Genomic DNA, 25,627 nt, shown 5'->3' on the forward strand with positions numbered 1-25,627 from the left:
CTAGATTATTGAGTTACCTATGAGCTCTGTGCCTGCAGAAAACTTGACTGGCTCTCCTGAAGAGTCGCCGGTCAAGAAAAAGAAGAAAGTTAGCTACGCAGTAGATCCGCAAATGACGCTTGCCGAAGCGCTCTACCTGCCTGCGATTGCGGCTGGCATCGGCACTGCACTGAAGCACGCGTTTTCATTTAACAAGCGTCAAACGCGGCAGTACCCTGAAGTCGAACCGGAAATTCCACCGAACTACCGTGGTGTCCATCGCTTGAATCGCGATGATAAAGGCCGCGTGAAATGCGTCGCATGCTTTTTGTGCCAAACTGCCTGTCCCGCTAACTGTATTGAGATTGAAGCGGCCACGGATGCGAAAGACGATCCTAATTGGTCTGACCGCGACAAGTACCCCGCAAAGTTTGTCATAGACGAGTTGCGTTGTATTTACTGCGGCATGTGCGAAGAAGCCTGCCCGGTAGATGCCATCGAGCTGACGAGCATTTACGATTTGACGGGGATGAGCCGCGAGCAGATGATGTTCGACAAAGAGAAGCTGTTGCAGGTCTACGACGAAACCAAAGATGCTGGTAAGGACCCAATCCGAACCCATCGCGGATTACTTGGACCGGCATCGGAGTCCGCGGATACAGCAAAGAACGCTCCGCCACCTCCAGGTCGCGGCAAGCACGGCTAGTTACGGTGCCACACAACTAATAAAACCAATCCAAAACAATGTTTTCCTTCATTCAAATCATCGCTCAAACCAGCAATAGTCCAGGTTTTTTGGAGCGTTTTCCGCTGGGATATTTGTGCATCGCGGTAGGTGCCTTGGGTTATTTCGCGTTGCAGTACGGAGTCTGGAAGAACCGAGCTGTCGCGACGGTTGGAGCGGTCTTGCTGGCGGTCGCTGCGTTAACGGCAGCATCGCGACAGATCACTTCTTTGGAGACTTTGGTTCTATTGATGTTCATGGGACTGGCTGCTTTGGGATGCACCTGTTTTGTAACGCTGCGTGAACCAGTCCATTCTGCCCTTGGATTCGCAACTGCGGTCTTATCAAGCTGCGGAGTCCTGTTTATGCAACATGCATACTTTGTCTCTGCGGCAACCATGATTGTCTACGCGGGAGCAACCATTATCATCTTCTTGTTCGTGCTCATGTTCGCTCAACGAGAGTACTTGCAGACCTATGATTTACGATTGAACACGCCTTGGGCTGCGGTCATCGCTGCTAGCTGCGTTTTGGGGCTCATCTATTTTGGCATTACCAATACCGAATTGGTTCCTGCGACAGAAGAAACCCTCCAGACACGACAATTAACAGCAGTCTTGGCTGACGGAATTGCACCATCAAAAACCGCTGAACTGGGACGCAGCCTTTATACGGACTATCTGTTTACCGTTGAGATCGCAGGGGCGCTTTTGCTAGTTGCAACCATTGGCGCTATTGGCGTCGCGTCGCGAACATTAGAATCGGATACACCATGAACGAACCCACCAATATTGCTTTGACACAAGACCTATTGGCGTTTGGGGGCCTGCTGTTCGCATTTGGTATGCTCAGCTTCCTGACACGGCGCTCGATGATCTTGATGTTTCTATCGTTGGAGTTGATGCTGGCGGGAGTTAGCATGAACATGATCGCTTTTTCGCGGTTGCATCACAACTATCAAGGCCAAGTCTTCACCATCATGATTTTGACGGTCGCGGCTTGCGAAGCGGCCTTGGCTTTGGCCTTGGTGACGACTTTGTTCCGGCGTAAAGCAACTCTTGATATCGGTGTTTGGAGCCGTCTCAATGACCTGATGGCACCTCCGGAAGCAGAGAAAGCGGAAATGGTGATTGATGCAGAAACGGAATTCCCAACGTTGACACCTGCAGGGTTGGATCCCGGGGTGCAGCCATTGCCAGCCCGAGGTCCTGAAGGTTGGAACCGCCCCTATTCGGACGATGAGAAGGTAGAAGAGGTAGCTGGTCGTGCTTGATTTTTTTGCTTGGTTAGTCCCACTTGCACCACTTTTGGGTGCAATCGTTTGTACGGTGTTGTGCCTGCGTGGCGATCGTGAGCTATCGCACTTGCCTGCGATCTTGGCACTGTCGCTGTCCGCTTTATCTTCGCTATGTCTGCTGGTGTTTTACACGCCCAGCGAACAGGCTCGCATATTTGAGGGTTATCAGTTCCTGCAGATCGGTAGCGAGTCACTCAGCGTTTCGCTGCGAATCGACACTCTGACGCTAACCCTGCTAACCATAGTGACAACGGTAAGCACTTTGGTCTGTATCTACTCGCGTGAGTACATGAAGGGTGACCCTGGCTACGCTCGTTACTTCGCCGTCTTCAGCGCGTTCGTGTTCGCGATGACGATGCTTGTACTGGCGAGCAATTTATTACTGCTGTATGCGTTTTGGGAGGGCGTCGGTACCTGCAGTTACCTGTTGATCGGATTCTGGTTTCGAAAGCCTTCCGCAGCAGCAGCGGCGACGAAGGCCTTCTTGGTCAATCGCTTGGCGGACGTGGCTTTCTTCATCGGCATCTTGTTGATCGGATTTGCGGTAGGCCAAACTTCACTGGCGGCTGAGGCGAACATCCTGACTCGCTACGAATTCGATACTATCTTCCGAGCGGCTGAAGAGATCTCAAGAACCCAGCCAGCGCTTTTGTATTGGATCGGCCTGTGCTTTATCGTGGGAGCGATCGGTAAGTCCGCCCAGTTCCCATTCCATGTTTGGTTGCCAGATGCAATGGAAGGCCCGACTCCTGTCAGCGCGTTGATCCACGCGGCAACGATGGTGACCGCGGGAGTGTATTTGACAGCTCGTATGGCTCCAGTGTTAATCTACGTTCCAGATGTTTTGGTCTTAGTCGGCTACTTGGGAGCGATTACCTCCGTGATCGCCGCGGTCATGGCCCTTTTCCAAGACGACCTCAAACGAGTACTGGCTTATTCCACTGTGAGCCAATTGGGATACTTGTTTATGGCTCTGGGGACAGGCTGCAACCGAGATATCATGTCGCTGGCGATCGGTGCGGCGATGTTCCATTTGGTGACTCACGCATTTTTCAAAGCCTTGTTGTTTTTGTCGGCCGGTTCGGTGATGCATGCGATGGGCGATGTCATTGATATGCGAAAGTTCTCCGGACTGCGAAAAGTCTTGCCACGAACACATTGGATGTTTCTGATTGGTGCTGCGACACTTGCCGGTGTCCCACTGTTGTCCGCGTTCTTCAGTAAGGAAGCGATCCTTGGTCTATTGGTCGAAGCTGGCCAACTGGGTGAATATGGTCAGCAGTTCAAGTTCATCGCCGTGATGGGTTTTGCTACGGCTTTCATGACTGCCATTTACACCAGCAAGGCATACTTCCGAACTTTCTGGGGCGTTGAGAAATTGCCTGCAGAAGCAGGGCACCATCCGCATGATGCGGGCAACGCGATGTTTATCCCAATGGTCGTCCTAGCAGTTGGGAGCGTGATTGCAGGTTTCATTTTAGGTTACTTTGGTATCCTTCAGCATTACCTCGATAAGACGCCGCTGCCGATTGCCACTACGGTTGAACATCACGGCGAACCGCTGCGGCTGGTTATCTTGTCGACCTTGCTTGCAATTTCGGGGATCGGAATTGGTTACGTTTGGTCCACGATGATCAGTGATGCTCCACCAATCAAAACGCAAGAAAATTGGTTGGTGGCGTTTGCTCGCGAAAGGCTATACATCGATTGGCTGTACCACAAAGTGCTAGTCCTACCGATGCAGATGTTTGCATCGGCTGTCGGTTGGTTCGACGATGTGATTGTTAATGGATTGGCGACGATGGTTGGACTAAGCCCCGCTGGTTTTGGGCATTCAATCAAACGGTTGCAATCGGGTAAAGTCACGTCGTATGCTACGTATACAGCAATTGGAATTGCCGCTCTGGCGGTTTACTTAATCGCCTTCTGAGACCAACATAAAACATGAACAACGTACTTCCTTATCTGATTCTGCTTCCGTTAGCGGCTGGTATTTTCATCAGCGTATGGGGCAACAAGCTTGGCACATCGGCTGCCAAGATTGGCATCGCCGCTTTGTTAGGCTCACTGGTGCTATCGATCTTTGCCGTTGGCAGTATGGCTCAGTTGGCAGATACCGCGACGTCCGTGGGCACAATCCATCCTAAGCTGCTGTACAACTACTTTACGTTTGATTTCCCGTTCCGTATGAAGGGGCATCCGGTTAGCTGGCAACTGGCATTGGGGCTGGACGGCATCGGCGGCTTGATGGTTTTGTTGACTACCATCGTATCGACCTGCGTCGGTCTTGCGGCACTTAAGCAAGTCACCGACCGACTCCATGTTTATCTTGGCTTGTTGCTGGTTACGCAAGCGATGCTGCTGGGTGTCTTCCTGGCGATGGACGTGCTGACATTTTATATGTTTTTTGAAGCGGTTTTGTTGCCAGTGATTTTGATGATCTACATTTGGGGCGACTCACAGACATCCGCCAAGGCGGCCCGACGATTCCTACTTTTCACGCTAGCGGGATCGATTCCAATGATTGTAGGATTGATCGGCATGATTCTGTATGCCACCACGCCTGAGAAGCCATCGATAGTCTTGCTGCCCGAATTGTCTGCTGCGATCTCAAGTCTTGATCAAAGCTTGGCCTCAGCGGGCGCTGTTAGCAATGATGTTCGCTTAGACTGGGTGCTGTACGTTTTGCTTTTGGGCTTCGGCATCAAGATGGCCATTGTGCCACTGCATTCGTGGTTGCCGACGACATACGAGTCCGCTCACCCGAACACCACCGCCCTCATTGCGGCCGTGGTTGGTAAGCTTGGCTTGTTCGGCATCCTGCGTTTGGTCTTACCGATGATGCCCAACACGATGTCGGCTACGGCGCAATGGATCTTCGCGATCGCTGGCTCGATTGCCATTGTTTACGGTGCCCTTTGTGCTTTATCCCAACGTGATCCACGTCGATTGTTTGCATACAGTTCGATTTCGCACCTCGGCTTTATCACTGTGGGACTGATGTCATTTAAAGAGTTTGGTTTACAGGGTGCGATCCTGCAAATGTGCAATCACGGGATCATTGTCGCGGCGGTCTTTTTGCTCATCGCTGCATTAGAGCATCGCTATGGAAGGCAGCGAGTGCTGGAAAGCTATCAAGGGATGGCATCCAATACGCCGGCACTTGCCAGCTTCTTTATCTTCTTCTTGCTGGCGGGCGCGGGTCTGCCTGGACTCAATAGTTTCGTCGGCGAATTCATGACGATTGGAGCTATGATGCAAGTGAACATTCCGATCGCATGTTTTGCGGCCCTAGGTATCCTGTTCGGAGCTTGGTATTCGCTGCGTTTTGTGCAGTACATGTTTTTCGGAAAAGCGATCGAGCAAACCGACAAGCACGCCAAACCAACCGTCGACTTATACGCGTCCGAGAAATTGGCATTGATACCACTCGCTGGCCTCTGCGTTATTTTGGGTGTGCTTCCTATGACAGCCATCAAGCTATATCAAAACGACGCTTCCAACATTGTCAAAGGCCTGCCGGTTGCCGCAGCGGCCAACGATACCGCGTCAACTGCCGTTGCAATGGACACTCACAGCAAAACACCACGCTAAGTCAACTAATCGAGAATTGAATGAATCCTGATACCTCCTACCTGATCGAATCCTTTAAGTGGCTGGGACCGGCGTTTATGCTGATTCTGGCCGGATGCTTGGTGCTGTCTGGTTCGCTGTTCACCCGCAAGGAGCTACCGCGGGACATCACCGAACGCCGCAATGGATTTGCAGCAGCAGCATTTGGCTTGTTGGTTATTGCGTTTGTGTGGCACTGGTTTCGCCAAACTCCTGCCGACATAAAAATTTTCGGTCTCTTCATTTGGGACCACACAGCGATTGCAGCCGAACGACTTGCTTTGATTGGTGGGATGATCCTGGCGCTGATTGGTTGGTCGTCGGCCCCCCGCGCTTATTTGGCGGAATTCTTCGGTTGCTTGGTCATCATTATCGGTGCCGTGTCGTTGGTGGGAGCTTGCGATGATTTAATCGCGTTGTTCTTGGTCTTGGAACTGGTCAGTATCCCTACTTATGTCATGTTAGGGACGGTCCGCCAGTCGAATGATTCTCTCGAAGCAGCCATCAAGTACTTTTTGCTGAGTGCATTTTCCTCAGCATTCTTTTTACTTGGGTGCAGTTATTTGTACGGTGTTACAGGCACGACTGACCTTGAGCTGATATTGAAAAAGCTTTCTAGTACAGAGACCAATTTCCTGGCACTCATGGGCATGATCTTTGTCACATGCGGGTTGACGTTCCGCATCACGGCCATTCCGTTTCATTTCTACGGACCGGATGTTTTTGAGGGCACGAATATCTCGATGGCTGCGATGATGAGCTACATCCCGAAGGTCACTGGTTTTTTAGTCTTTGTTCGATTCTATTCCGCGATCCCGGCCGAATCGTATGTCGCGGGCAAGCTCATTCCGCTGATTCTATTCCTGGCGATTGCGACGATGACCATTGGAAATGCGATGGCAGCCGCTCAAGAGAACTTGAGGCGAATGCTTGGCTACTCCAGCGTCGCGCACAGTGGTTACATCTTGTTGGGCATCGCAGCCTTGATGTTGGGAAGCGCCGATACCAGCGTGATTTTCATCTATCTTCTGGTGTATGCGATGATGACCTTAGGAGTCTTTGCATTCTTGGCGGAAGCGGAGGCAGCCGGCGGTCGCAACCAACTGGTCAGCGATTTGTCTGGAATGTTTTATCGCAGACCGGCCGCATCCGTCGCTGCGGTTGTGTGCCTGATTTCTTTGATCGGTTTGCCGTTGACTGCTGGCTTCTGGGCCAAGTTTCAGGTGATGACCGCTGGCATCGGTGTCGGAAGAACGGAGATGCTAATTGGCGTATTGGTGATGGCGATCAATGCCGCGATTGCGGCCGGTTATTATTGGAGAATTTTGGCCAAGCTATTCGATCGCTCGGCGAATCTGCCACCGCTGCCGATCTGGCGTCCGACGCTGTTTCTGGCCTACAGTGTTTGTGCCGTGCTGACGCTGGTCTGGTTCTTTGTCCCGAGCGGAATCTAAATGCTACTTGGCTAGCATTTGAAAATCTTGAACCGATTGTTGCGAGACGTGGATATCAGCCGGATTTGATATTCCACTGCGGCTCGCTGCGCTGTACATCCTAAGTATCTGTCGCGTCGGAAGTGAGGGCGAGCAAGCAATTTTGATCAAGGAGTGATCTGACATGAAGCGTTTTTCTGCGGTAACCGCTGTCGGTTTAGGGCTATGGGTCGGCCTTCTGGGTAACGAGTGTCGCTCTCAAGAAAAGGACCCTTTGCGTGTGGCGGCCTGTTGCCAAGAGGCGGCTGATTGCCAAGCGGCTTGCACGCAGCTTATGAAGTTTTCCTGCCAGCCAAATGTTTCAGAATCGCCCGTGAGCCAACTAATGCGATTTTCCGCTTTGTTGCTTAACGGAGGTGTTGAGAAGCCTTTGAAGTTTGCTGTGCATACGCCAAACATCAACGACGATACGGTCGAACGATTCGCGATTACCTTGTGTGGACATGTCTGCGACGGCAATGCTTGCTACGTGGAGGACGAGTCTAGCAATGCAGCAACGCCAGAAATCAAAGTGGACTCCATCACGGTCCATGACGGTGCGCCGCCCATGCCAATGCTCTCGATTTCCCGCGTGCCCAAGCAAGTCGGAGCGGCTAGCAAGGACAACAATGCAGAGGTCGCCTTATGCGCTCCGGTTGCCAATGAAGCCCCTGTGCCTTTAGCAATCGAGAATGCGATTTTGAAATCCAAAGTCGACGCGCTGCAGCGTGAGATGGAGCTTCGCCAACAACATGAACAAGAGATCCGCGAATTGATGGCAGCAAACACAGAACTCGCAGTCCAAGTGGCTGAGCTTTCTGCCAACCAGAATTCGGCCGACGCGTTGATAAGTTTATTGGTTGAGAAAAGCGAACTGACCGCCGAACTGCATGCGGCCAAAGAATGGATTAGCCGGGAAGTGGCAAAGTCAGAACCCATTCCAGCTCCACTCAGCATCGGTGAACTTGTCGCGTTGATTGAAGAGTTACGTTTAGAGTTGCGACAGCTTGCTTCCAAACCTGCCTACGAAGCAAAGAAGGCCAGTGTGCCAGTCCCTTTTGCTCGTAGCACTTACGTCCCGGTTTACACGGAACTGCAGTCGAAAGCCGGTGCGACTTCCCCGAGCGATTGTTCTAATTTGGAATGTGAAGCGTGCGTTGCCGAAGGAACAAGCGACTGCTCTACAAGCAAGTAAGTATGCGAAGATCGATCCTGTCCTATTTCAGTATGCTGCTAGCAGTGGTGGCTGGCCAGAGCCACTGCGAGTCAGCTTATGCGCAAAGCGGTGTTCGTCAAAGTTCGCTGGATGTGCTGGATGACGACTTCTTTTCTGCGACGACATCGATCGAGAATAACACTGAGGTTGCAGGGAATTCGGACTTTGTAGATGAAGGCGAACGCCCGAAGCCGCCGGTCTTGCAGTTGCCCCATACTTTGCAAGAAGTTCCGATCACACCATCGCAAAGTTTATCGCCGGAATTACAAGCGTGGGTCCGCTGGCTGGCGTTAAAAAATTTACCACCGGTGTACGAGGACAATCGCAAATGGGGCAGGACCGAAGAAGTCTACAACGGCTTTCGTTTCCGCCGCGAAGGCGCAAGGGTGGAAACCTACACGAAGTATCGCACCGTCAAACAAGGGACTTGGAGCAGATACTTTATTGAATTTGTTGATCCAGAGAATCGCTTAGACATCTCAATCGACGAGATCCGACCGATGGCTTCGGATCGATTTCAATTTCGAATCCATGTACGAACGCCATTGAAACTTTTTGGTCGTATCACTCAATGGCAACGCGATGTCCAACTCATTTCGTTATCGACCAACGCCGATGCAACCGTCGCGCTTTCGATTCACTGCGAATGCGGTGTGTCAATGAACTCTCTGGCATTTCCACCTGACATACGATTTCAACCGCGGGCTACGCGAGCCAACATCGTGATCGAGGAATTTGATGTCCACCGAATCTCGCAATTGCGGGGTCCGCTGGCAGAACAATTGGGGAAGGGGATCCAATGGGTTCTCGAAGACAAGTTGGAAAAGTACAATGACAAGCTAGTCGAAAAAATCAATCGTCAGCTCGTCAAACAAGAAGACAAGCTTACGATCAAGCTTCAAGACCGATTGAATGAAGCTCTCAAAAGCTGGACCACTCCGACCGCGACAACGCCGGCGTCACCAAGTGGCTCTTGACAGTTATATTGCCCGCACCGATCAAGCCGAAGGCAAATGCTTCTTGACCACGGACATGGATGAGGCTTGCAATTGTTGAACTCGCTGTTGGGCTGCCTGCGTCCTGGCGATCGCCGTATCGCGATGAGTTGCCATCTCTAGCACTGTTTGCGGCAATCGCTGGCGGTCGGCGGGAATGTCCAAATCAAATAACCAATCCTCCAAGCCGATATCTTTCCACATGTAGCCTTTACTGGTTTGTTCTTCGAATCGGCATACGATTGCTGGCACGCCGTTCCCAAGCGCCATGATAGGTGAATGCATTTCACTGCCGAAGACTCCGGCGCTGCGAGTGTAGACACTGAGCGCTTCATCGGTCAGCCAAAAGTGTTCTCGCCACACGACTCGCGATTGGACGTCTGCAGGTAGCTTGTCAAAGAGCAACTCTTTGCCAACCGCCATTTGTGTTTGATCTTCGGGGCACAACAAGACCTTCATGCCGCTGTTGCGAATCACTTGCACAATTGCTTCGCGGATTGGAGCATGGTCTTGCTCTTTCATCTCTTCATTGCGAGCATGACGCTGAAGATTGATCGGTTGCTTTTTGGCTGGCAGCGTCCAATATGGCGTGTAACGCAAGCGAGACAAGCAGCACAGAAACTGTCCGGGTTCCAAGCCATTGGCGGCGAGGAATGCATCCGCTTTTTCCTCATCGCGCAGGTCACAAGCGAAGGCACCATCAGGAGCGAACTCCATGATCGGACTACTTACACCTTGCTTCTTCGCTGTTTCCAGTGATACCGAATCACGAAAGAAAACAAACTTTGCCTTCGATAGAAGTTCATTATCGTCGCCCGACAGAAAAGAGCCATGCGTTATGCCATAAACGCCAAATGGTTTCTGTGTGTGATGGACAAAAGCGGCGACGTCTTTGGCAGCTACCAGGGAGGGCCCTGATCCATGCAGTAGGAAGTCGGACCATTCGATTGCCTGCTGCAATGCATCGTTGGAGGCCTTTCCATCATCACCAATGGAACCTTTTACGATTTGTAAGTTTGCAAATCGGTTATGTTCCATATCCGCAACTTCGGACGTAAGATCCGCAGAAGCCCACAAGATGACTTCTGCCTCGGGAATGTAGCGTTCGATCAACGCCAGTACGCCGGGTGTATGCGCGATATCGCCAATGTTGACCACTTGCCACGAGGAACGCAACAAGATGTGAGGGACTCTGCCCTGCGCTTTGGCGGTGGCACCTGCAATCGCGGCAAGAGCAAAGGCTTGAAGGGCGTCTCTTCGGTTGATCATCATGGGCTCCTGAAACTGAATTGGTCAATAAATAAATGCTACGATGCCACAGAGGTCAGATTCCATTGGCTGAGCACATCGGCGATCTCACTGGGTTGTTCAAATAGTTTCAGCGGAACCTGTCCGAGTGATGGTTTAGCCTCCTGAATCCGCTGGGGGCTAAGCGGGCAAGGAGGTAGATTGCGAATCAGTACGCCTGCAACGCTTTGCGGATGCTTAGCGGCGAGCCCAGCGTAGATTTCTAGGTCATGTTCACCGGAATCGCCGATCAAGACAAACTTTCGAGCGGGCATGCGTTTGATCAAGGTTCGAATCATGCTGCCTTTCTTGCGTCCCTTACGGGTCAATCGCCACTTCTTCAGTAGTTCTTCACGCAGTGTGAACCAGCGCAAATGAATACTCCCAGCCGGAAATTTGAATTCATCCAGGAATGATTCGAGAGGGGAATAGAGTTGCCATGGACTGGATGAGACATAGTGAAACAACGCATGATAACGTTCGCTCCACGTTTGATACAATTCGCTCATACCATTAACGGGTTGAAAGGGATCGACAAAGGTACGCGTAAGCATCCGCCGTCGATCGGTTACGTCTGTCTGCTTTATTGTGTCGTCGATATCCGAAACAATGCTTAGGCCCTGCCGCTCGGCGATAAACAATCGCGTGGCAGCCGGTTGAGCTGGGGCATCGCTGTGGATTATCGCTTGCTGGCCTTCAGTGCAAGTGGTTCCGAATCGCTCACAGGTATCGAAGAAGTTGGATGGTAATGTAACGCGACCACCGAACATGCCGCCCTTGCGAGTGCGCCGCCGAATAACAAACGCTTGGTCGTTGATTTTCAAACGGACCTTGTGTCCTGATTCTGCATTGACGAGAAATCCCGACACGCGGCTTTGAAAGCCTGGGTCCAACAAGACTTGGCTGCCATTCTCCAGCCGCTTCAACAATCCTCGCAGCATCAAGCGTTTGGCAAGATTGAGGTGCGTAGGAATATTGTACGCACGTCGACCTTGAACCACTACCTTCCACTTACCTGATTTGAAATGTTGGTATGCGTAGGAGCGGAACAAGACCGTTTGCATCGCGGCTGTTTCCGATAGGAAAACGTTACTGACAACTTCCGTCATCGTATTCCTTGAATGAATAGGCCAAACCAAAAGACAGCGCTCGCTGAATCGGTCCCGACGCTATGAGAACGTGTTAGGCGATCTTGCGCACAAAATGGGAGCTGTGTCCGCAGAGATATCATAGCCCCACCGGCGTCGATCATGAACTGCGGAATCGAGAATTTTCCGTTAGACTTCCGGCTTTAAGCGACAACGCGAAAGGCGCCTTGCAGCGGAATTCTCGCTTGCAGCCAAGACTTCAGCATTTTCTGCTGCGCTCGATCCATCGGGACGCGTCCATCCATTGCAGTGAACACCATTTCACAGTGTCGGAGCAACTCGCGAAAAGCGAGCAAATCTGCGCTACCAATGTAGAAACCCAGCCAACTGAATTCGCTTTCAAGCAGACTTAGCAGCCGACAAAGCTCACTTTCATCGCCCCGTAAGATCAGTTCGCCTAACTCTCGCTCCATCACGCTTAGTCGATCAGCAGACCATTGTCCTTGACGCTTTCCGCCTGCCAACCGCATCGGTGACGGAGCCGACATCTGAAGCTTGGCGCTTGGCCCCACCGAATCCGACATGTCCAATACACACCACAATCCTGGGGCCGACATTCGCATCGCGACCGCATCCAACAACGGCCAAGCATGGAGCGGCCTGGCGACCTCTGCTGTCGATTGCAACGCTTGCCAGGGCCAAGCTATTTGACTGTCCGCAATTGACCATTCGGCAATGGCGAAGACGCGTCTTGGCGTTGAGAGCAATCGTCGCGCAAGTTGATTTGATAAGGAGTCGAGCTGAGTGCTCAAGTCCGGGCCGCTACGATCGGATGGCATAAATCCCTTTCGCTGATCGAGAAGATGTCTATCCACGCAGATCGCTAAAGATCTTCGAGTAGGACTGCAATAATGCGTTTGCCACAGGCGTGCTGGCCGGAGCGGAACTTGTCTCGAGCTCTGCTTCTATATCCTCTTCGACGATGATGATATCTCGGTCATCGAATGGAACGTCATTGTCGTCATCCTCTAACATCGAAATCGACAAAGCGCCAGACTCTCGGCGTTTGATGGATGCAATGTCTTCCAACTCTCGTAAACGCTCCTGCAATGCAGCAGGTTCCGCTTCATCCTCTGCAACGATATCCAACCTATCTGACGAGATGGAGTGGACTTCTACATAATCATTGTCGTTGGCGACGATATCGCTGAAGAACGAATTGGGCGATGATGTGACATCTACGAAGCTACCATATGCGGTGCTTTCGGAGTGAAACGAGTTGTTGGATTGTACAGGCCCCTGCAATGACTCTTTCGAGGTTCTGCCCTCGATCTGCTGGACGTCAAAGAACGGGTCGATCGAGATGGACTCCAGATTGATGTTCGAGATCATCTCGAACAAGTCCTCTTCGATATCTTTGCCCGGCGTTGGAGCCGAAGGTTGTAGGTCAAAGGGATGTTGATCTTGAGCTGCCTGCCCGTATGCCACACTCACTGCAGCCAGCTCTTCCACGTGCAGGTACTCTTGCGGTTGGGGATCGATGGGCGATTCCGCCGAACCAACTACTTCTGCGTGCGTTAAGTTGGAAACCTGTTCGTCATAGGCCGTCTTGTGAATCGCCTCAGTAACAGACTGGCGATCAAACAAGTTCAGTGATTGCTCGTAGGAGCTAACAATGTCCAGCGAATCCGAATCTTGCTCGCGAGGCAACACGGAACTCAAACCCATGCCCGCCGATGGCGGCGTACCTCGCCACTGCGTTTTCGAGTAGTTATCCTGCTGAGATTCGCTGCTCGAGGCTGGCTGCGACGAGGCATCTGTGTTTCTCAGTTTCAGCGAGAAGCCCTGATCCTCTACTGACCAAGGGCTGACTTCATCGTTCGCCAACACGTTTTCCGCTTCCGCCACGCATTGCGATACGCAGTCATCTTGTGCCACCGAGGGTTCGAAGAAGGAAGTGGAATTGGGCACTCCCTCGCTATCGGTCCAGAACGGTGTTGCTTGTTGACTGGACTGCCAAGCGCGTTCGATTTCGTGAGCATTGATCGGCGATTGTCTGCGATAGTCATCCAATGTCAGCGCTCGATCTGCGATTTGATCGATTAGTCGAGGAATCCCGTTGCTCACTAAAAAGATGGCGTCGACGGCGGAATCATCAAAGACTTGATCTGCCACAACGCCCGCTAGTTCTACGCGGTGACGAATGTACTCGGCGCATTCTTGATGATTCAGCGGCCGCAGAAAATGCCTTGCCGTGATGCGTTGTTGCAATGACTCCAACTGAGCATGACAAAGCATGTCTTCCAGCTTCAGAGAACCACACAAGACCAAGGACAGACAAGACTGTCCGTTGGAAGTCAAATTGGTTAACAACCGCAATTCTTCCAACAACCTTGGCGATAAAGCTTGGGCTTCATCCACAACCAGGACCACCTTATCGACGTTGCGTCCCTTGCGATGCTGCAGACGCTCAATCAAGCTTAGCCGCAGCTCGCCATCGAACAGACCACGGTATGGCATCCGCAGTTCGAAGAGCAAGGACTTCAACAAATCCGCGCGACTGGCAATCTGCGAACTGGATAAGAAAATGGTTTCCGCAAATTGCGCACAAGATTGAACGACGCGCATACACGTCATGGTCTTACCCAATCCAGCACCACCTAAGATGACGGAAGGACCTGCGTTGCGTCGTATCGCGTCGATACATTGCTTGCGTATCGAATCGCTATTTCCAACATCGACATATTGTTCGATTCGCGGCAACGCGGGAAATGGTTGATGGGAAAAGGCAAACCGTGACTCGTTCATCCTTGAACTTTCTTGCTATCAGTGTGCAAGGTAAATCAAAGCGTCGACGTGACGCAGACCATTACGGAATTTAGGCTAATCTAGTATTCGGTCGCGAATACTCTGCGCCTAAAGAACAATCGGCACAATACGATTATTTTTACAAACAGTAGTAGAAGCCGCTGTCAGCCCAAGACACCTAAACCACCTAGGTTCTTACGCAGATGCCCGCATCCCTCATAAACTGCTTGGTTTGACTGATCGAGTATTCACCAAAATGAAAGATACTAGCGGCCAAAACAGCGCTGGCACCGCCTTGAACAATGGCATCCACCAAATGCTGTGGGCAGCCGGCCCCTCCACTGGCGACCACTGGCACGCGGACCGCAGAACTGACCGCTGCGGTAATCGGCAGATCATATCCGTCCTTGGTGCCATCGCAGTCCATGCTGGTCAGAACGATTTCGCCTGCCCCGAGATCTTCGACTTCTTGCGCCCACGCGACGGCCTCTAAACCTGTGGGTTGACGGCCACCTTGGATGTGTACTTCCCAAAACTCTCGCCCATCTTTCTGAACGCGTTTAGGATCGATATTCACGACGATGCACTGCGAACCAAAACGCTCGGCAGCTTGGCGCACAAGCTCAGGAGTCTTGCAAGCCGCTGAATTGATCGATACTTTATCGCAACCAGCTTGCAACAACATGCGAATGTCTTCAATGGTGCGTACGCCGCCACCCACGGTCAATGGCATGAAAACTTGTTCTGCCGTTCGTCGTACCACGTCCAGCAGAATCGCTCTTTCCTCATGCGAAGCCGTGATGTCCAGAAACACCAGTTCATCGGCTCCTTCTGCTTCGTAGCGAGACGCAACCTGAACAGGATCACCCGCATCTCGCAAGTTTACAAAATTGGTCCCTTTGACCACTCGCCCACCATGAACATCAAGGCAAGGTATGACTCGAGCCGCTAGCATAGATTCGAACTCATTTCTAGGTACATCCAACAATTTGCAATGGCATCAACTGGGGTCATATCCAGGCTCTGCTTCAAAGCCCCGTCGAGGAAAGTATTTACACAGCGCGATCCCTAGATAATACAAGCCGACTAAGGGGACCCCCATGCCAATCATCGAAGTGACCTCCGCTGGCGTTAGCAACATGGAAATAAAGGTGATCACCAAAATTGCTGTGCGCCATTGCGAGATGTAAGTTCCCACGGAAATCAGCCCCAATCGCTCGATGACAAACATCACTAACGGCAACTGAAATGCAACACCAAAACCAATCGGCAGGAACAAAGCGAACGACATGTAGTCAGTCAATCGCGGCGAAGCTCCAATGCCAAGGCTAGCGTTAAAGGTCAGCAAGAATTGAATGACCAACTCGAAGATTACGAAGAAAGCCAAACAAACGCCCGACAAAAACAAGAACACGGCAAATGGCAGAAAGAAGTAGACATACTTACGTTCGTGAGGGTACAGTCCCGCCGCCACGAAATTCCACATGGAATAGAAAATACCCGGGCTTGCTATCACCAAGCCAACGACCAATCCTGCCTTTAACCAGATCATAAACGGTTCTTGCAGTCCCAATGCATCGGTATTGGCAGGCGTTTCTTGAATCAGCCATTGAGGTCTCAGGCTGTTGAGCTCGGGCATGATGTATTGCCCAGCATCAGGATTTAACTTCTCAGCCAACTCTTCCGGCTTTGCTACTTCGGCCTGTTCAACGCCGATGGTCTGAGTGGGAGCCAGATATACCAGTGACGCCGTCAATCCATTATCAATCAAGAATTGTTTGAAGTCCGGCGTGATCTTCCCACCCGCTTTCGCTTCCACAAGCCTCTCTGATTTGTCGGCGTAATAATCTGCCAACGCGCGTTCCAGGGGCGTTTGCACATAGTTGACAACCCCTTTGGCAAAAAACAGACCAATACAGGTCCCCGCGACCAGCCAAGTTACCGCATACAGCAAGCACTTACGCAGTTCTTCCAGATGAGCACCAAAGCTCATCGAACTCTTTTCAAATAGATCATCGGCCTTTTTAAAGGGCAAACCCGATTTCAACATGGCTGACGCATTCATTTATTACCTCGATTCTCGGCCATGTTGTACCAGTTTGCTTCAAAACGAAGCAGGCCAAAATCAATTCGCATCACTTGGTTTCCTTAAGTACTGGATCAAATCTGCCAGTTGCTGGGCGGTTAGAACTTCGCCAAAGTTTTCCGGCATCAGCGACAGCCCCGAAGTCTTTTCCGACTCAATATCGTCAATGCTCACCGTTCGCTCTTCACCCTTTGCATCGGCAATGACCACCTTGGTCGCATCGCGTTGACGAACCAGCCCGGTCAACACCTCGCCATCGGTCGTCAGAATCGCAGCGGTATGAAAGGCGTGATCGACGTTTTGGTTAGGCAGTAGTATGTCTTCACATAATCGCAGCAAGCCACGACCTCCCACACCTTCCAATTGTGGCCCGACAACTTTACCTTGGCCCGCGAACTGATGGCAAGCGGCGCACTGCTGCGTAAAGACTAGCTTGCCGGCGGTCGCATCGCCGGCCTTGGCTTCAATTTGTTCGCGCAAGGCAACAAACTTCTCTGTGCGTTGTCGCGCTTCCTCTGTCGCACTAGGCTTCAATGACTCTAACTGGGCAATCAGTGGCTTGCTGGAGTTGGCTTGCCACCAAGTGCTGGATAAAGCATTTAAAGCTTGAGGCGAAATCCAACCTTGCGTCACGCTCGTTAACAATGCGTCGTGCCAGTGGGCTTGCGAGGCCAGCATCTCGACCAACTGTTGCTGGGTCCTGCTGTCGCTCTGCTGAGCAACTCGCTGTAACCGCAACATACCGTCTGCTTTAGTCTCCGGAGCGCGTTGACTGGCAAGTAATTCTGCGGCCAACGCGAACTGGCGATTCTTAAACGCCCATGCTGCCAAAGCCGTATCCAGATTGACGGGCCGCGAGGCCGCAAGCTGCCAACGCAAACGATAGTAATCGTCCAGTTCATCCGTTTGCAATTCCTGATAAGCCGATGGCATGCCGCCAACAACATCTAACAAACCGTACAACATCGTAACTTCGTCGCGACGTCCGCTAGGGGACAACCCTTCGGGCTCAAAGCCACCGACCGCAATCCACGCATAGGCACCTCCATTGTCTTCATCGACAACCTGCAGTGCAAACGAATTTGTTTTCAGCGAACGAACGTCCCACACGATATGCTGCAAAGTATCGCTGCGTGGTGGATAGGCTACCATCAATACTTCATGAGTCGTTGCGTCAATCAGTTCCACTCGATTCTTTTGCAAGTCAGGTTCGGCAGGCGGACCGTTGTGTCCACAAACGTAAAAGCTAATTGATTCCTTGGCCTCAAACGGCGCACTGACAACCTTGCCCGTGTATTGTTCTCCCAAGGTGAACGAGCTAAAAACCGCTAGCTTTCGAGATTCATCCGAGGTCGACATCGCTCGCTCTTCAATCATCCAAGCTGAATCCGCTGGCTTGCCAACGCCATCAAAACCGAACCAACTCATCAATGTAGCTGCGTTTCTTTTCGTCGCAGGTCGAGCGGTCACTTGATCCGCGAGATGACTATGAGAAGGTATCTTTTGGCTGACCCACCCCTCGATAAATTTCGACAATACACCTTTGGCATCATCTTGAAGTTTGCCTTGGTCTTGCAATAGCTTGGCTGTCATCGAAAGCTTGTTCAAATGTTCGCGCGGTGTCTGGGAGTATCGCGTCTCCAAGAAGCAGAACAGTTTGGAGGCATCTTGCGGAGCAATCGCCGATACCAATGCCGATAATAAGTCTTGAGACAAGTCTTGCTTCTCGCTGCTCTGACTCAAGTAAGCTAAGCCTGCTTCAAAGGGAAAGCTGCCCGATGGCAACGCAATCAGCACTTGAAACAACTCTCGCCCTTGCGGGCTGTCCATTGCAACCAGCGCGGGCGTTGCATCTGCTGCAGGCTTCCCATCTGGCTCATTGGCACAAGCGGTATTGGCCACCCACCCCTGCACAATCGCCTTCTTTACTTCATCCCGCTTTAATAACTCCCGCAAAGAGATTCGCAACGACGCATAGAGCATCGGATCGGGTTGACGGCTGGCGACCGCGGCATCTAGTAAAGCCATCGCATCGGCGACGTCTCCGTAGCTAGCAAGCAGTTTGGCCGCTTGATAAGCCGCCTGGGGCTGCGTTTTCCATCGCTCCAACACGCGTTGCCCGCGCTCTGCGACAATGGACTTCGCCGCGCTGTCAACTCCACGCGCTACTCGCAAAGAGACCGCTTGCAAGGCTTGGGAAGCGACGAGATCTTCGTTACTTTCACACAGTTGCAGCAGTTGATCGTCAAGCTGGCTGGGACGTTGTAGTAACTCGTTGGCCCAAATGTTCGCTGCCACGTGACTTGGCTTGGCCGATGCATCTAAAGCAGGACCTGCAGCGACAGCCCTCTCACTGGCAGATAGCTCCTCAATCCGCTGCAGTGCCAATCGCACGACCGTAGGGTTGTTGTCACTTAAGGCTGCCACGCATTGCGAGACGTCACCAAGCTCTGGCATCATGAACTTATCGCTTGGAGCTTGGGTTGCCGACCCGATTCGCCAGATACGACCACGAAAACGATCACGACCTTCATGAGTCAACGGCACTTCGTAATGACCGATAATGCGATTATAGAAATCCGCTACGTACAGCCAGCCATCGGGACCAAGCCGGATATCCACAGGTCGAAACCAAGGGTCATCACTGGTCAATAAGTCCGACTGCTCGACCGCAGTGCACGTGAGCCCTTGCCGCACCAGTTCGTTGCGATTGATTCGACTGGTCATCACATTGCCACTAACCAAATGCGATTCAAGCTCAGCAGGCAGATTGCTCCCGCGACAGCTTTCCAGACCGGCGATGGCGGTCGAACCATGCAAGTGAGTCATGATGTCGGGAACAAAACCTAAACCATCGTGTGGACGACCAAAGCTCTCATAGCACCCACCTTGTAAAACTTGCGAAATCGGTTTGCTGTGGCAATCGGCCGTAAAGATTGAACCATATTCGTCGACAGTCATACCAAACGGATTGACCTGCCCTTGGGCATACAGTTCCACCGATGACCCGTCTGGACGAAACCGAAACACATTGCCGCTGGTCAACGTCACTTTCTTGCCATCGTGACCACTGACCACAGATTGGTTATTGAACCCATGGTTGGCCATGATCCAACCATCGGGCATCCAACGCAACGAATTGATCATGCCGTGCGTGTCCCGAGTCGTGTCGAACGGCCCCAGAATTACTTCTTGTTGATCGCAGACCGAGTCGCCGTTGGTATCGCGGAGGAAGACCAAATTGGGAATGTTGAAACAAATCACGCCGTCGCGATAGGGCAACAAACCCATAGGAATGTTCAATTTGTCGGCAAACGTGGTGACCTTTTCTCGATAGCCGTCGCCGTCTTCGTCTTCCAGGATCACAATCGAATCGCGAGGCCCAACGCCAGCCGGGTCCTTGGCCGGATCATAAGGGTAGGGGTATTCATACGTTTGAGTTACCCACAATCGTCCCTTCCAATCAAATGCCATATTCAAAGGTTTGGCAATAGCGGGCTCGCTGGCAACCAATTCGACGGTCAAGCCATCCAAAACGTGGAAACCATCACGCTCGCTTTGTGGCGTACGAGGCTCGGTTGTCCGTACACCACGACCGTATTCCTCTGGGTCGGTTGCAGGTTCCTGTATCGATAATTTGATAAGCTGGGTGCGTTCGTCGGAAAACCCGACTGAGGACGTGCTCGCGGCTAATACGCTCAGCGAAATGGGTAATAGCCGTTGCATCCATGATGGGAACTTCATCGAAATGGTCATCCTGTAGGTTAATAGCGGGGCGGGGTGGGGTTGGTGGGAAGTCTAGCTTTCAAAATCAGCGGGCTCATTATCGTTGGAACTTCGCACACTTGCAACGGTTACACAGTTGGAGCGGGTGCAATGCAGCGATTCATTTTAACTATTCGTTGCCTTCCTCACTGCCCGAAATATCGCCGCAAAATGAATGACCCGACCGTGCCCTGCTAGGCTCCAGTCGTGCAATCGATCCGTTCGATACTTTTGATACGTCGTGGCTACACCTGACAAGTGGCAATGCCTGCAAAATCGATCGTACGCCGCCGTTGTTTATTCCTGCAATCGCCCTAGCAATCATCCCCGCAAAGATGGAACCCGAAAACCAGCGATCGCAGCCTATCGTCCGCTACCTGTGGATGTTCGTATTCGCCGCCGGCTGCACCAGCGTTGGGAACGCCGCAGAATTCGGTTCCGAGGTGACGGTCGCCACCAACACCGGCGTGGCTATACGTCCTGCCAGCCATGCTGCTTTGGTTCAACCTACGCAGAACACACAAGTGTCCCCGGTTGAACAGAGCGAGCCACCGGAACCGGCTGAGCCGACTTCAATCGTACAGGCCAAGGTTCAACTGGACGATATTGTGGCGCCAACTGGCCCACTACTCAATTGCCAATCGATCGCGACTCTCATTAGCGTCAATCCAAGCGCACAGCAATTCGAGCTATCACTGAAGCGATCCTTGTGCCACCAAGAGCAGCGTGAATGTATTCAGGCACGATTGGCTGAGATCGCAGCCTTGATATCAGAGAAGATGCAGCAAGAGCGGTTCCGCAACGGTCTGAAAGCTCACATCGGTGTGTATACAACCCAACAGTTGGCTGCCGAACATCAACGCGCGTTTGAAACAGCTCAATCGTTCAAGCAACGCCAGCAGTTCGCCATCGACAATGGGTTGCCTGTTCGCGATCCTTCGGCATTGGAGCGTTTGGAGTTGCAGTTAGCAGATACCGCGATGCAGACGGTGGGAGCCCATCGCAACGCCCGAGACCAGCTTGCTATCTTGACCAAATCAAGTGTTATTTGCGACTATCAACCCGCCTTAGAGACCGATTGCACACAGCCGATCTTGGATCTGTGCACCATGACCGAGCAAGCGTTACGCCAACGCACCGAACTGCGACTTCTTCATTCTTTCGAATGCATGCTCCGTGAATGCGGGCAGCAACCGCCCGCTTGCTGCGGCGACATCCTGTCGACAATCACCAGTTTACCAATAGCTACTTCACCACGCTCCGGCACCAGCCTGTTCAGTAGTTGGCTTGCGCATAAAAAACAGCCAGAACAAACGGCTGCACTGTTGAACTCACTGCGTTCGGCTCGAATCGCACTGCGCGATAAAATCGCCTCCGAAGTTGCTGAGGCGTGGCACCAAGCGTCAACGGCACAACACCGTCGAATTGCAGCTCAAGACAAGCTCGCCTCCGCACAGAATCGACTTGCACAACTAGAGCGATTGAACACTGAACTCGCGGCCTCGATCGATACTACCATGGATGCTACGTCGAGCGAGCAGCAAGCGAGAATCGATGTGATTTTACGCGAGCAAGATTGGCAGACAGCACTTGTGGAACTGGCTTACGCAACCGGAAGCCTGTGAGTTAGAGCGGTACTACCGTTAGAGCTTAAAAGCTTCCTCTTCTTCTTGCTCGTGATAGATCGGCAAGTAACGATAGTAAACTTCCAAGACCATAATCGACATCGCGGTTCGGTAGAGCCTTCCGCCACTGCTGTCACCGTAGCTACCGCCGGGGCTCCAACTACCCATCGCATGCCCGGTATTTATTTGACTGCCTATCAAGTAGGCCTTCATCTTTTCATTCCACTGCTTCCAGTGCGACCCTCCCAGTTGTTTCATCACCTGCGTCGCATAGTAGTTCACATAAGCGTCGTCTTTACTGGGCCCTGCCGCAAGAATTTTGTCGGCGGCCATTATCAACCCTGGATGGTCTTTGGGCATGCCCATATACATCCGACACAAAAGGGCACAGGACGTTAACGCCAGATTCCCCGGCTTATCTCCAGGGACTCGATAGTGATAGGCGCTGCCGTTATCGGTTTGAACGCTGTCGAGAAAGAAACTCGCCTTGCGAATGGTCTCTTGAGGGAATGGGATGTTGCTCATCCACGCACTCTTTAACGCCATCATCTGCCATCCGACAATTGACGTGTCGCCTTGACTGCGCGGGTTATAGCCCCAACCGCCGCCGCGAGGGTCTTGCGAGGCCACAATGAAGTTGATGCCTAATTGAGCTGCTTCGGCCAGCTTAGGATCTTTCGTCATGCCATACGCTTCGCAGATAGCAATGGTGTCGATGCCGTGCCCGTAAACTCGATTATGGTTACTGGGGTTGCGACCGTTGGATTTAAGTGATGGGTCGGCAAACCAGGAACCGATCGCGACGCCGCCAAACTTTTCATACTGCATCGAATTAAGCAGAAAGGTCAGTCCTTTAAACACTTGCTCTTTATACTCGCCTTCCAAATGAGTTTGCCCCGCACCCAGGAAAGCCATTAAAGCTAAACCGGTAGCAGCGTTCCGCGCATCGGGAAACTTCCCATTCTGTTCGCATTGTCCACGGCAAACGACGCTGTGTTCGAAGGTCCATGAACCGTCGGGCAGTTGATGCTGCTTAAGCCACTGCAATCCCATGGCGACCGCTTTCTCGGTGTCATCGCCCCCCCCAAATTTGGACAACAGATCTCGCTTGGAAGCTGCCGAGCGACCGTTGAGCCCTTGCATAAACTGATTGGCAGTCGCGGACAGGACGCTGCTGGGAACAAGCTGAGACGTTAGCGACTCGATCGAAATCTCTGCCACGGCACCGACATCGACTTGCGTGACAGGAACCTGAACGGCAATCTCCGAGACTTGTGTCGCTACCGGCATCGAGGGCGGTGTCATTTCCGTTTGTTCATTCAGTTCCGACGAAAGGTCTTGGCTGGTCAATTCAAAGGAATCGATTGCACTGGAATCTTCCGTCGGTCCACTTTCAATAACCAGTTTGGTCAGCGCGTCCTTGATAGGCTCGATCGAATATGCCGCCATCCCCAGCAACAGCGTGGTATGCAGAGCCAAACTGATCAACCAACTCGGGACCGCGAAAACCCAACGACGCTGTTTGGGAATGTCCGCTAGAGCGACGGCAGCAGCAGGCTCCCTACCTGCTAGCGGCGAAATAGGCTCAACGGCAGGCACCGCAGTTGGCCTGGAGACGGGATTTGGCTTGGAGATAGGATTTGGCTTGGAGACGGGATTTGGCTTGGAGACGGGATTTGGCGGTGCCAGCGATTCGGGTTCGGCCACTAGCCCACCCGACATTTCCGGGGAGTCATCAAAGTCAGGCAGATCGCTTCCGAAATCCAGATTATCTTTCGTCATCGCCGGAAAGCCCCATCTTCAAAGTCGCAGAAAACGCCAAAAACAAAACTCTGCGGAATATACTTACACCATAATTCCAAAGCCACCTTTTGCCAAGTCGAATCGTGCCGGCGGCCCGAAACTGCCAGATAAGCGACTTTCATCGTGCAAAGTACATAAAAAAAGGCCGCGTTCATCGAAATGAACGCGACCATCGTCAAAAATGGATCAGCTCACTCAAGCGAACGATCAGTCAGGTCGCTCGATCGAATATTCGCTACCAGCGCGAGTGCCATAAGCGCCCCAAACACCAAATGGACTTTCACCGGTCCAGTTGGGCGTTTGCTTCCAACCGTCGGAATTGGCACGGCCAGGCGAGTAGTAGTCCGCAGGTCCGACCCCAGCGCGAGTGTCTCTCGTGCTGACTCCATCAGAAATGAACTTCACGCTCACATCAAAAGTGACGATGTGGGCACCGCCGTAATGATAGCTGGTCGCGGAGTAGATCCCGTCTCCTTCACCGTTGGTATTGTTGGTTGGCGTACAGGACCCTTGATTCGGAGCGTTGATCGTCGCAAAACCGGTAAAGGTCGTTAAGCAATCCCAAGGACGCATGCCCAGGTTACCCCAGTTACGCTTGGTACCGACATACTTACCACCGGAAGCTTGTTGACGGCACTGTTCAACGTCGATACCACGGAAATCTGCTCCTTGAGCCAATTCATAGTTCGCTCGCCCCTGAACCTTGGCATCCTTTTCCGTTACGCCATTTCCACCGGAAGTGAACGAACGGGTCTCGGGAGTCGCGATTTCACCAAACATGATAGTGTTCGCAGCGCCATCGGTAACCGCTTGCAGGCCGTAATACATGCCACGTTGGAAGCAACCACGAGTCACGTCCACATCCAGAGTCAAACGGTTCTGTCCCACTTGCCCGTCGCCCATGCTGAAAGCATAGTTTGTGCGAGCCATGTTCCACTGGTTGTTCGGGTTCATCTTGCCTGGATCCGACGGGCAACGGAAAACGCCAACTTGAGTACGATTTGGTAGATACTCATTGCTCCACGGATGACGTCGGTCATCACCGGTTGCTCCCGGCGTGGCGGCTACAACGGCCGCTGGTGCCACTGATCCATAGGGACCCCAAACTCGTGTAGCGTCCCCAACTCGACCGGTCCCACCGGTATGGATCGCGTTATAAAGTGGTCCTTCATCCAAGAAAGGAAGGATGGAAATAAAACCCGACCAACGAGGGTAACCATCCAAGTTATTCGCCACACCAGACGCTGGACTTTGCATCCCCCACTGGCTATCAAATGCGATCAATCGCTTGAATGTCTGCTCGTACTGCATCGTCGCTAGCGCCAACTGACGAATGTTGCTGGAGCAACTCATCTTGCGCGCTGCTTCTCGAGCCTGATTGATCGCGGGCAACAATAACCCAGCCAAAATACCGATGATCGCAATGACCACCAACAGCTCTACCAACGTAAAGCCTCTGCGAAAACTTCGCGTCATTAAAAACTCCTGTGCTTACCAATCTGAAAAAATTTAGAAAAACTTTGCAGGGCAGCCTTCCAGTGACCACAACAGCCACTTTCAGCCCCCCTGCCATCGACCAATCTTAAACCGGCAAAGTGCCGCTTCGATTCGCGGAGATAACGCGCAAACATGCAAAAACACTTGCATTTACGCAAAAACACACGCAACAAGAGAATACGCATGTGGCTACCCGCAAGAAACCTAGCGAAACCTAAGCAAAAACTGCGCCAAACCACAAAGCGACAGTCGTAGCCAACCACCCCTGGAAGGGCATTCAGCGCTGACGGGACTTACCAGACTTCCAGGCACAATGAAAAAAGCCCTCGGTGCATTGAATGCTCCAAGGGCTTAAACTACAGAATTCAGCTTA

18 protein-coding genes are annotated in these 25,627 nt (G+C 52.2%); 9 read left to right on the top strand and 9 right to left on the bottom strand.

Going from position 1 to position 25,627, the window contains the following annotated elements:
* Positions 1 to 19 precede the first annotated feature (19 nt).
* The 8 genes from SH302x_RS23295 to SH302x_RS23330 all read left to right on the top strand — a co-directional run bounded on the left by SH302x_RS23295 (position 20) and on the right by SH302x_RS23330 (position 9,277).
* Complete coding sequence (locus SH302x_RS23295; RefSeq protein WP_479365237.1) at positions 20 to 685, top strand: NuoI/complex I 23 kDa subunit family protein; 666 nt, start codon at positions 20 to 22, stop codon at positions 683 to 685.
* Between the two features lie 38 nt (positions 686 to 723).
* Positions 724 to 1,479, top strand: coding sequence for an NADH-quinone oxidoreductase subunit J family protein (locus tag SH302x_RS23300; RefSeq protein ID WP_479365238.1), 756 nt, complete (start codon positions 724 to 726; stop codon positions 1,477 to 1,479).
* Entirely contained in the window at positions 1,476 to 1,976 is a 501-nt protein-coding gene (gene nuoK, locus SH302x_RS23305) for an NADH-quinone oxidoreductase subunit NuoK (protein WP_479365240.1), read from the top strand. Before SH302x_RS23300 ends, nuoK begins: the two co-directional genes overlap by 4 nt.
* A complete protein-coding gene (gene nuoL / locus SH302x_RS23310; protein WP_479365241.1) occupies positions 1,969 to 3,930 on the top strand; it encodes an NADH-quinone oxidoreductase subunit L in 1,962 nt (653 codons plus the stop codon). Before nuoK ends, nuoL begins: the two co-directional genes overlap by 8 nt.
* A 14-nt stretch (positions 3,931 to 3,944) precedes the next feature.
* Positions 3,945 to 5,594 carry a complex I subunit 4 family protein gene (locus SH302x_RS23315; protein WP_479365243.1) on the top strand — a complete coding sequence of 550 codons (1,650 nt, stop codon included), beginning with the start codon at positions 3,945 to 3,947 and terminating at the stop codon, positions 5,592 to 5,594.
* 20 nt (positions 5,595 to 5,614) lie between these two features.
* Positions 5,615 to 7,066, top strand: coding sequence for an NADH-quinone oxidoreductase subunit N (locus SH302x_RS23320; protein WP_479365244.1), 1,452 nt, complete (start codon positions 5,615 to 5,617; stop codon positions 7,064 to 7,066).
* Positions 7,067 to 7,229: 163 nt separating this feature from the next.
* Entirely contained in the window at positions 7,230 to 8,279 is a 1,050-nt protein-coding gene (locus SH302x_RS23325) for a hypothetical protein (protein WP_479365246.1), read from the top strand.
* 2 nt (positions 8,280 to 8,281) lie between these two features.
* Positions 8,282 to 9,277: a hypothetical protein gene (locus tag SH302x_RS23330; RefSeq protein WP_479365248.1), complete on the top strand. Its 996-nt coding sequence runs from the start codon at positions 8,282 to 8,284 to the stop codon at positions 9,275 to 9,277.
* Positions 9,278 to 9,298: 21 nt separating this feature from the next.
* On the opposite strand, the gene SH302x_RS23335 is transcribed toward SH302x_RS23330, so the two are convergent.
* The 7 genes from SH302x_RS23335 to SH302x_RS23365 all read right to left on the bottom strand — a co-directional run bounded on the left by SH302x_RS23335 (position 9,299) and on the right by SH302x_RS23365 (position 20,308).
* Positions 9,299 to 10,567, bottom strand: coding sequence for a polysaccharide pyruvyl transferase family protein (locus tag SH302x_RS23335; RefSeq protein ID WP_479365250.1), 1,269 nt, complete (start codon positions 10,565 to 10,567; stop codon positions 9,299 to 9,301).
* A 35-nt stretch (positions 10,568 to 10,602) separates the two neighbouring features.
* Positions 10,603 to 11,691 (bottom strand): App1 family protein, encoded by a 1,089-nt coding sequence (locus SH302x_RS23340; protein WP_479365252.1) that lies wholly within the window; start codon positions 11,689 to 11,691, stop codon positions 10,603 to 10,605.
* Between the two features lie 182 nt (positions 11,692 to 11,873).
* Complete coding sequence (locus SH302x_RS23345; RefSeq protein ID WP_479365253.1) at positions 11,874 to 12,509, bottom strand: hypothetical protein; 636 nt, start codon at positions 12,507 to 12,509, stop codon at positions 11,874 to 11,876.
* A 28-nt stretch (positions 12,510 to 12,537) separates the two neighbouring features.
* Entirely contained in the window at positions 12,538 to 14,478 is a 1,941-nt protein-coding gene (locus tag SH302x_RS23350; RefSeq protein WP_479365254.1) for an ExeA family protein, read from the bottom strand.
* A 187-nt stretch (positions 14,479 to 14,665) separates the two neighbouring features.
* A complete protein-coding gene (gene hisF, locus SH302x_RS23355; protein WP_479365255.1) occupies positions 14,666 to 15,433 on the bottom strand; it encodes an imidazole glycerol phosphate synthase subunit HisF in 768 nt (255 codons plus the stop codon).
* A gap of 45 nt (positions 15,434 to 15,478) precedes the next feature.
* The gene (gene tatC / locus SH302x_RS23360) at positions 15,479 to 16,543 is read right to left on the bottom strand and encodes a twin-arginine translocase subunit TatC (RefSeq protein WP_479365257.1); all 1,065 of its coding nucleotides are present in this window, start codon (positions 16,541 to 16,543) and stop codon (positions 15,479 to 15,481) included.
* A gap of 60 nt (positions 16,544 to 16,603) precedes the next feature.
* Positions 16,604 to 20,308, bottom strand: a complete 3,705-nt coding sequence (locus SH302x_RS23365) for a PVC-type heme-binding CxxCH protein (RefSeq protein ID WP_479365258.1) — start codon at positions 20,306 to 20,308, stop codon at positions 16,604 to 16,606.
* A gap of 356 nt (positions 20,309 to 20,664) precedes the next feature.
* Here SH302x_RS23365 and SH302x_RS23370 point away from each other — a divergent pair, with 356 nt between their 5' ends.
* Positions 20,665 to 21,954 (top strand): hypothetical protein, encoded by a 1,290-nt coding sequence (locus SH302x_RS23370; RefSeq protein ID WP_479365259.1) that lies wholly within the window; start codon positions 20,665 to 20,667, stop codon positions 21,952 to 21,954.
* 18 nt (positions 21,955 to 21,972) lie between these two features.
* Here SH302x_RS23370 and SH302x_RS23375 read toward each other — a convergent pair whose 3' ends face one another.
* Together SH302x_RS23375 and SH302x_RS23380 are read right to left on the bottom strand one after the other, a co-directional pair.
* Entirely contained in the window at positions 21,973 to 23,736 is a 1,764-nt protein-coding gene (locus SH302x_RS23375) for a prenyltransferase/squalene oxidase repeat-containing protein (RefSeq protein ID WP_479365261.1), read from the bottom strand.
* Positions 23,737 to 23,964: 228 nt separating this feature from the next.
* Positions 23,965 to 25,233: a DUF1559 family PulG-like putative transporter gene (locus tag SH302x_RS23380; RefSeq protein ID WP_479365263.1), complete on the bottom strand. Its 1,269-nt coding sequence runs from the start codon at positions 25,231 to 25,233 to the stop codon at positions 23,965 to 23,967.
* Positions 25,234 to 25,627 lie beyond the last annotated feature (394 nt).

This window comes from Njordella calcicola, assembly GCF_056494125.1.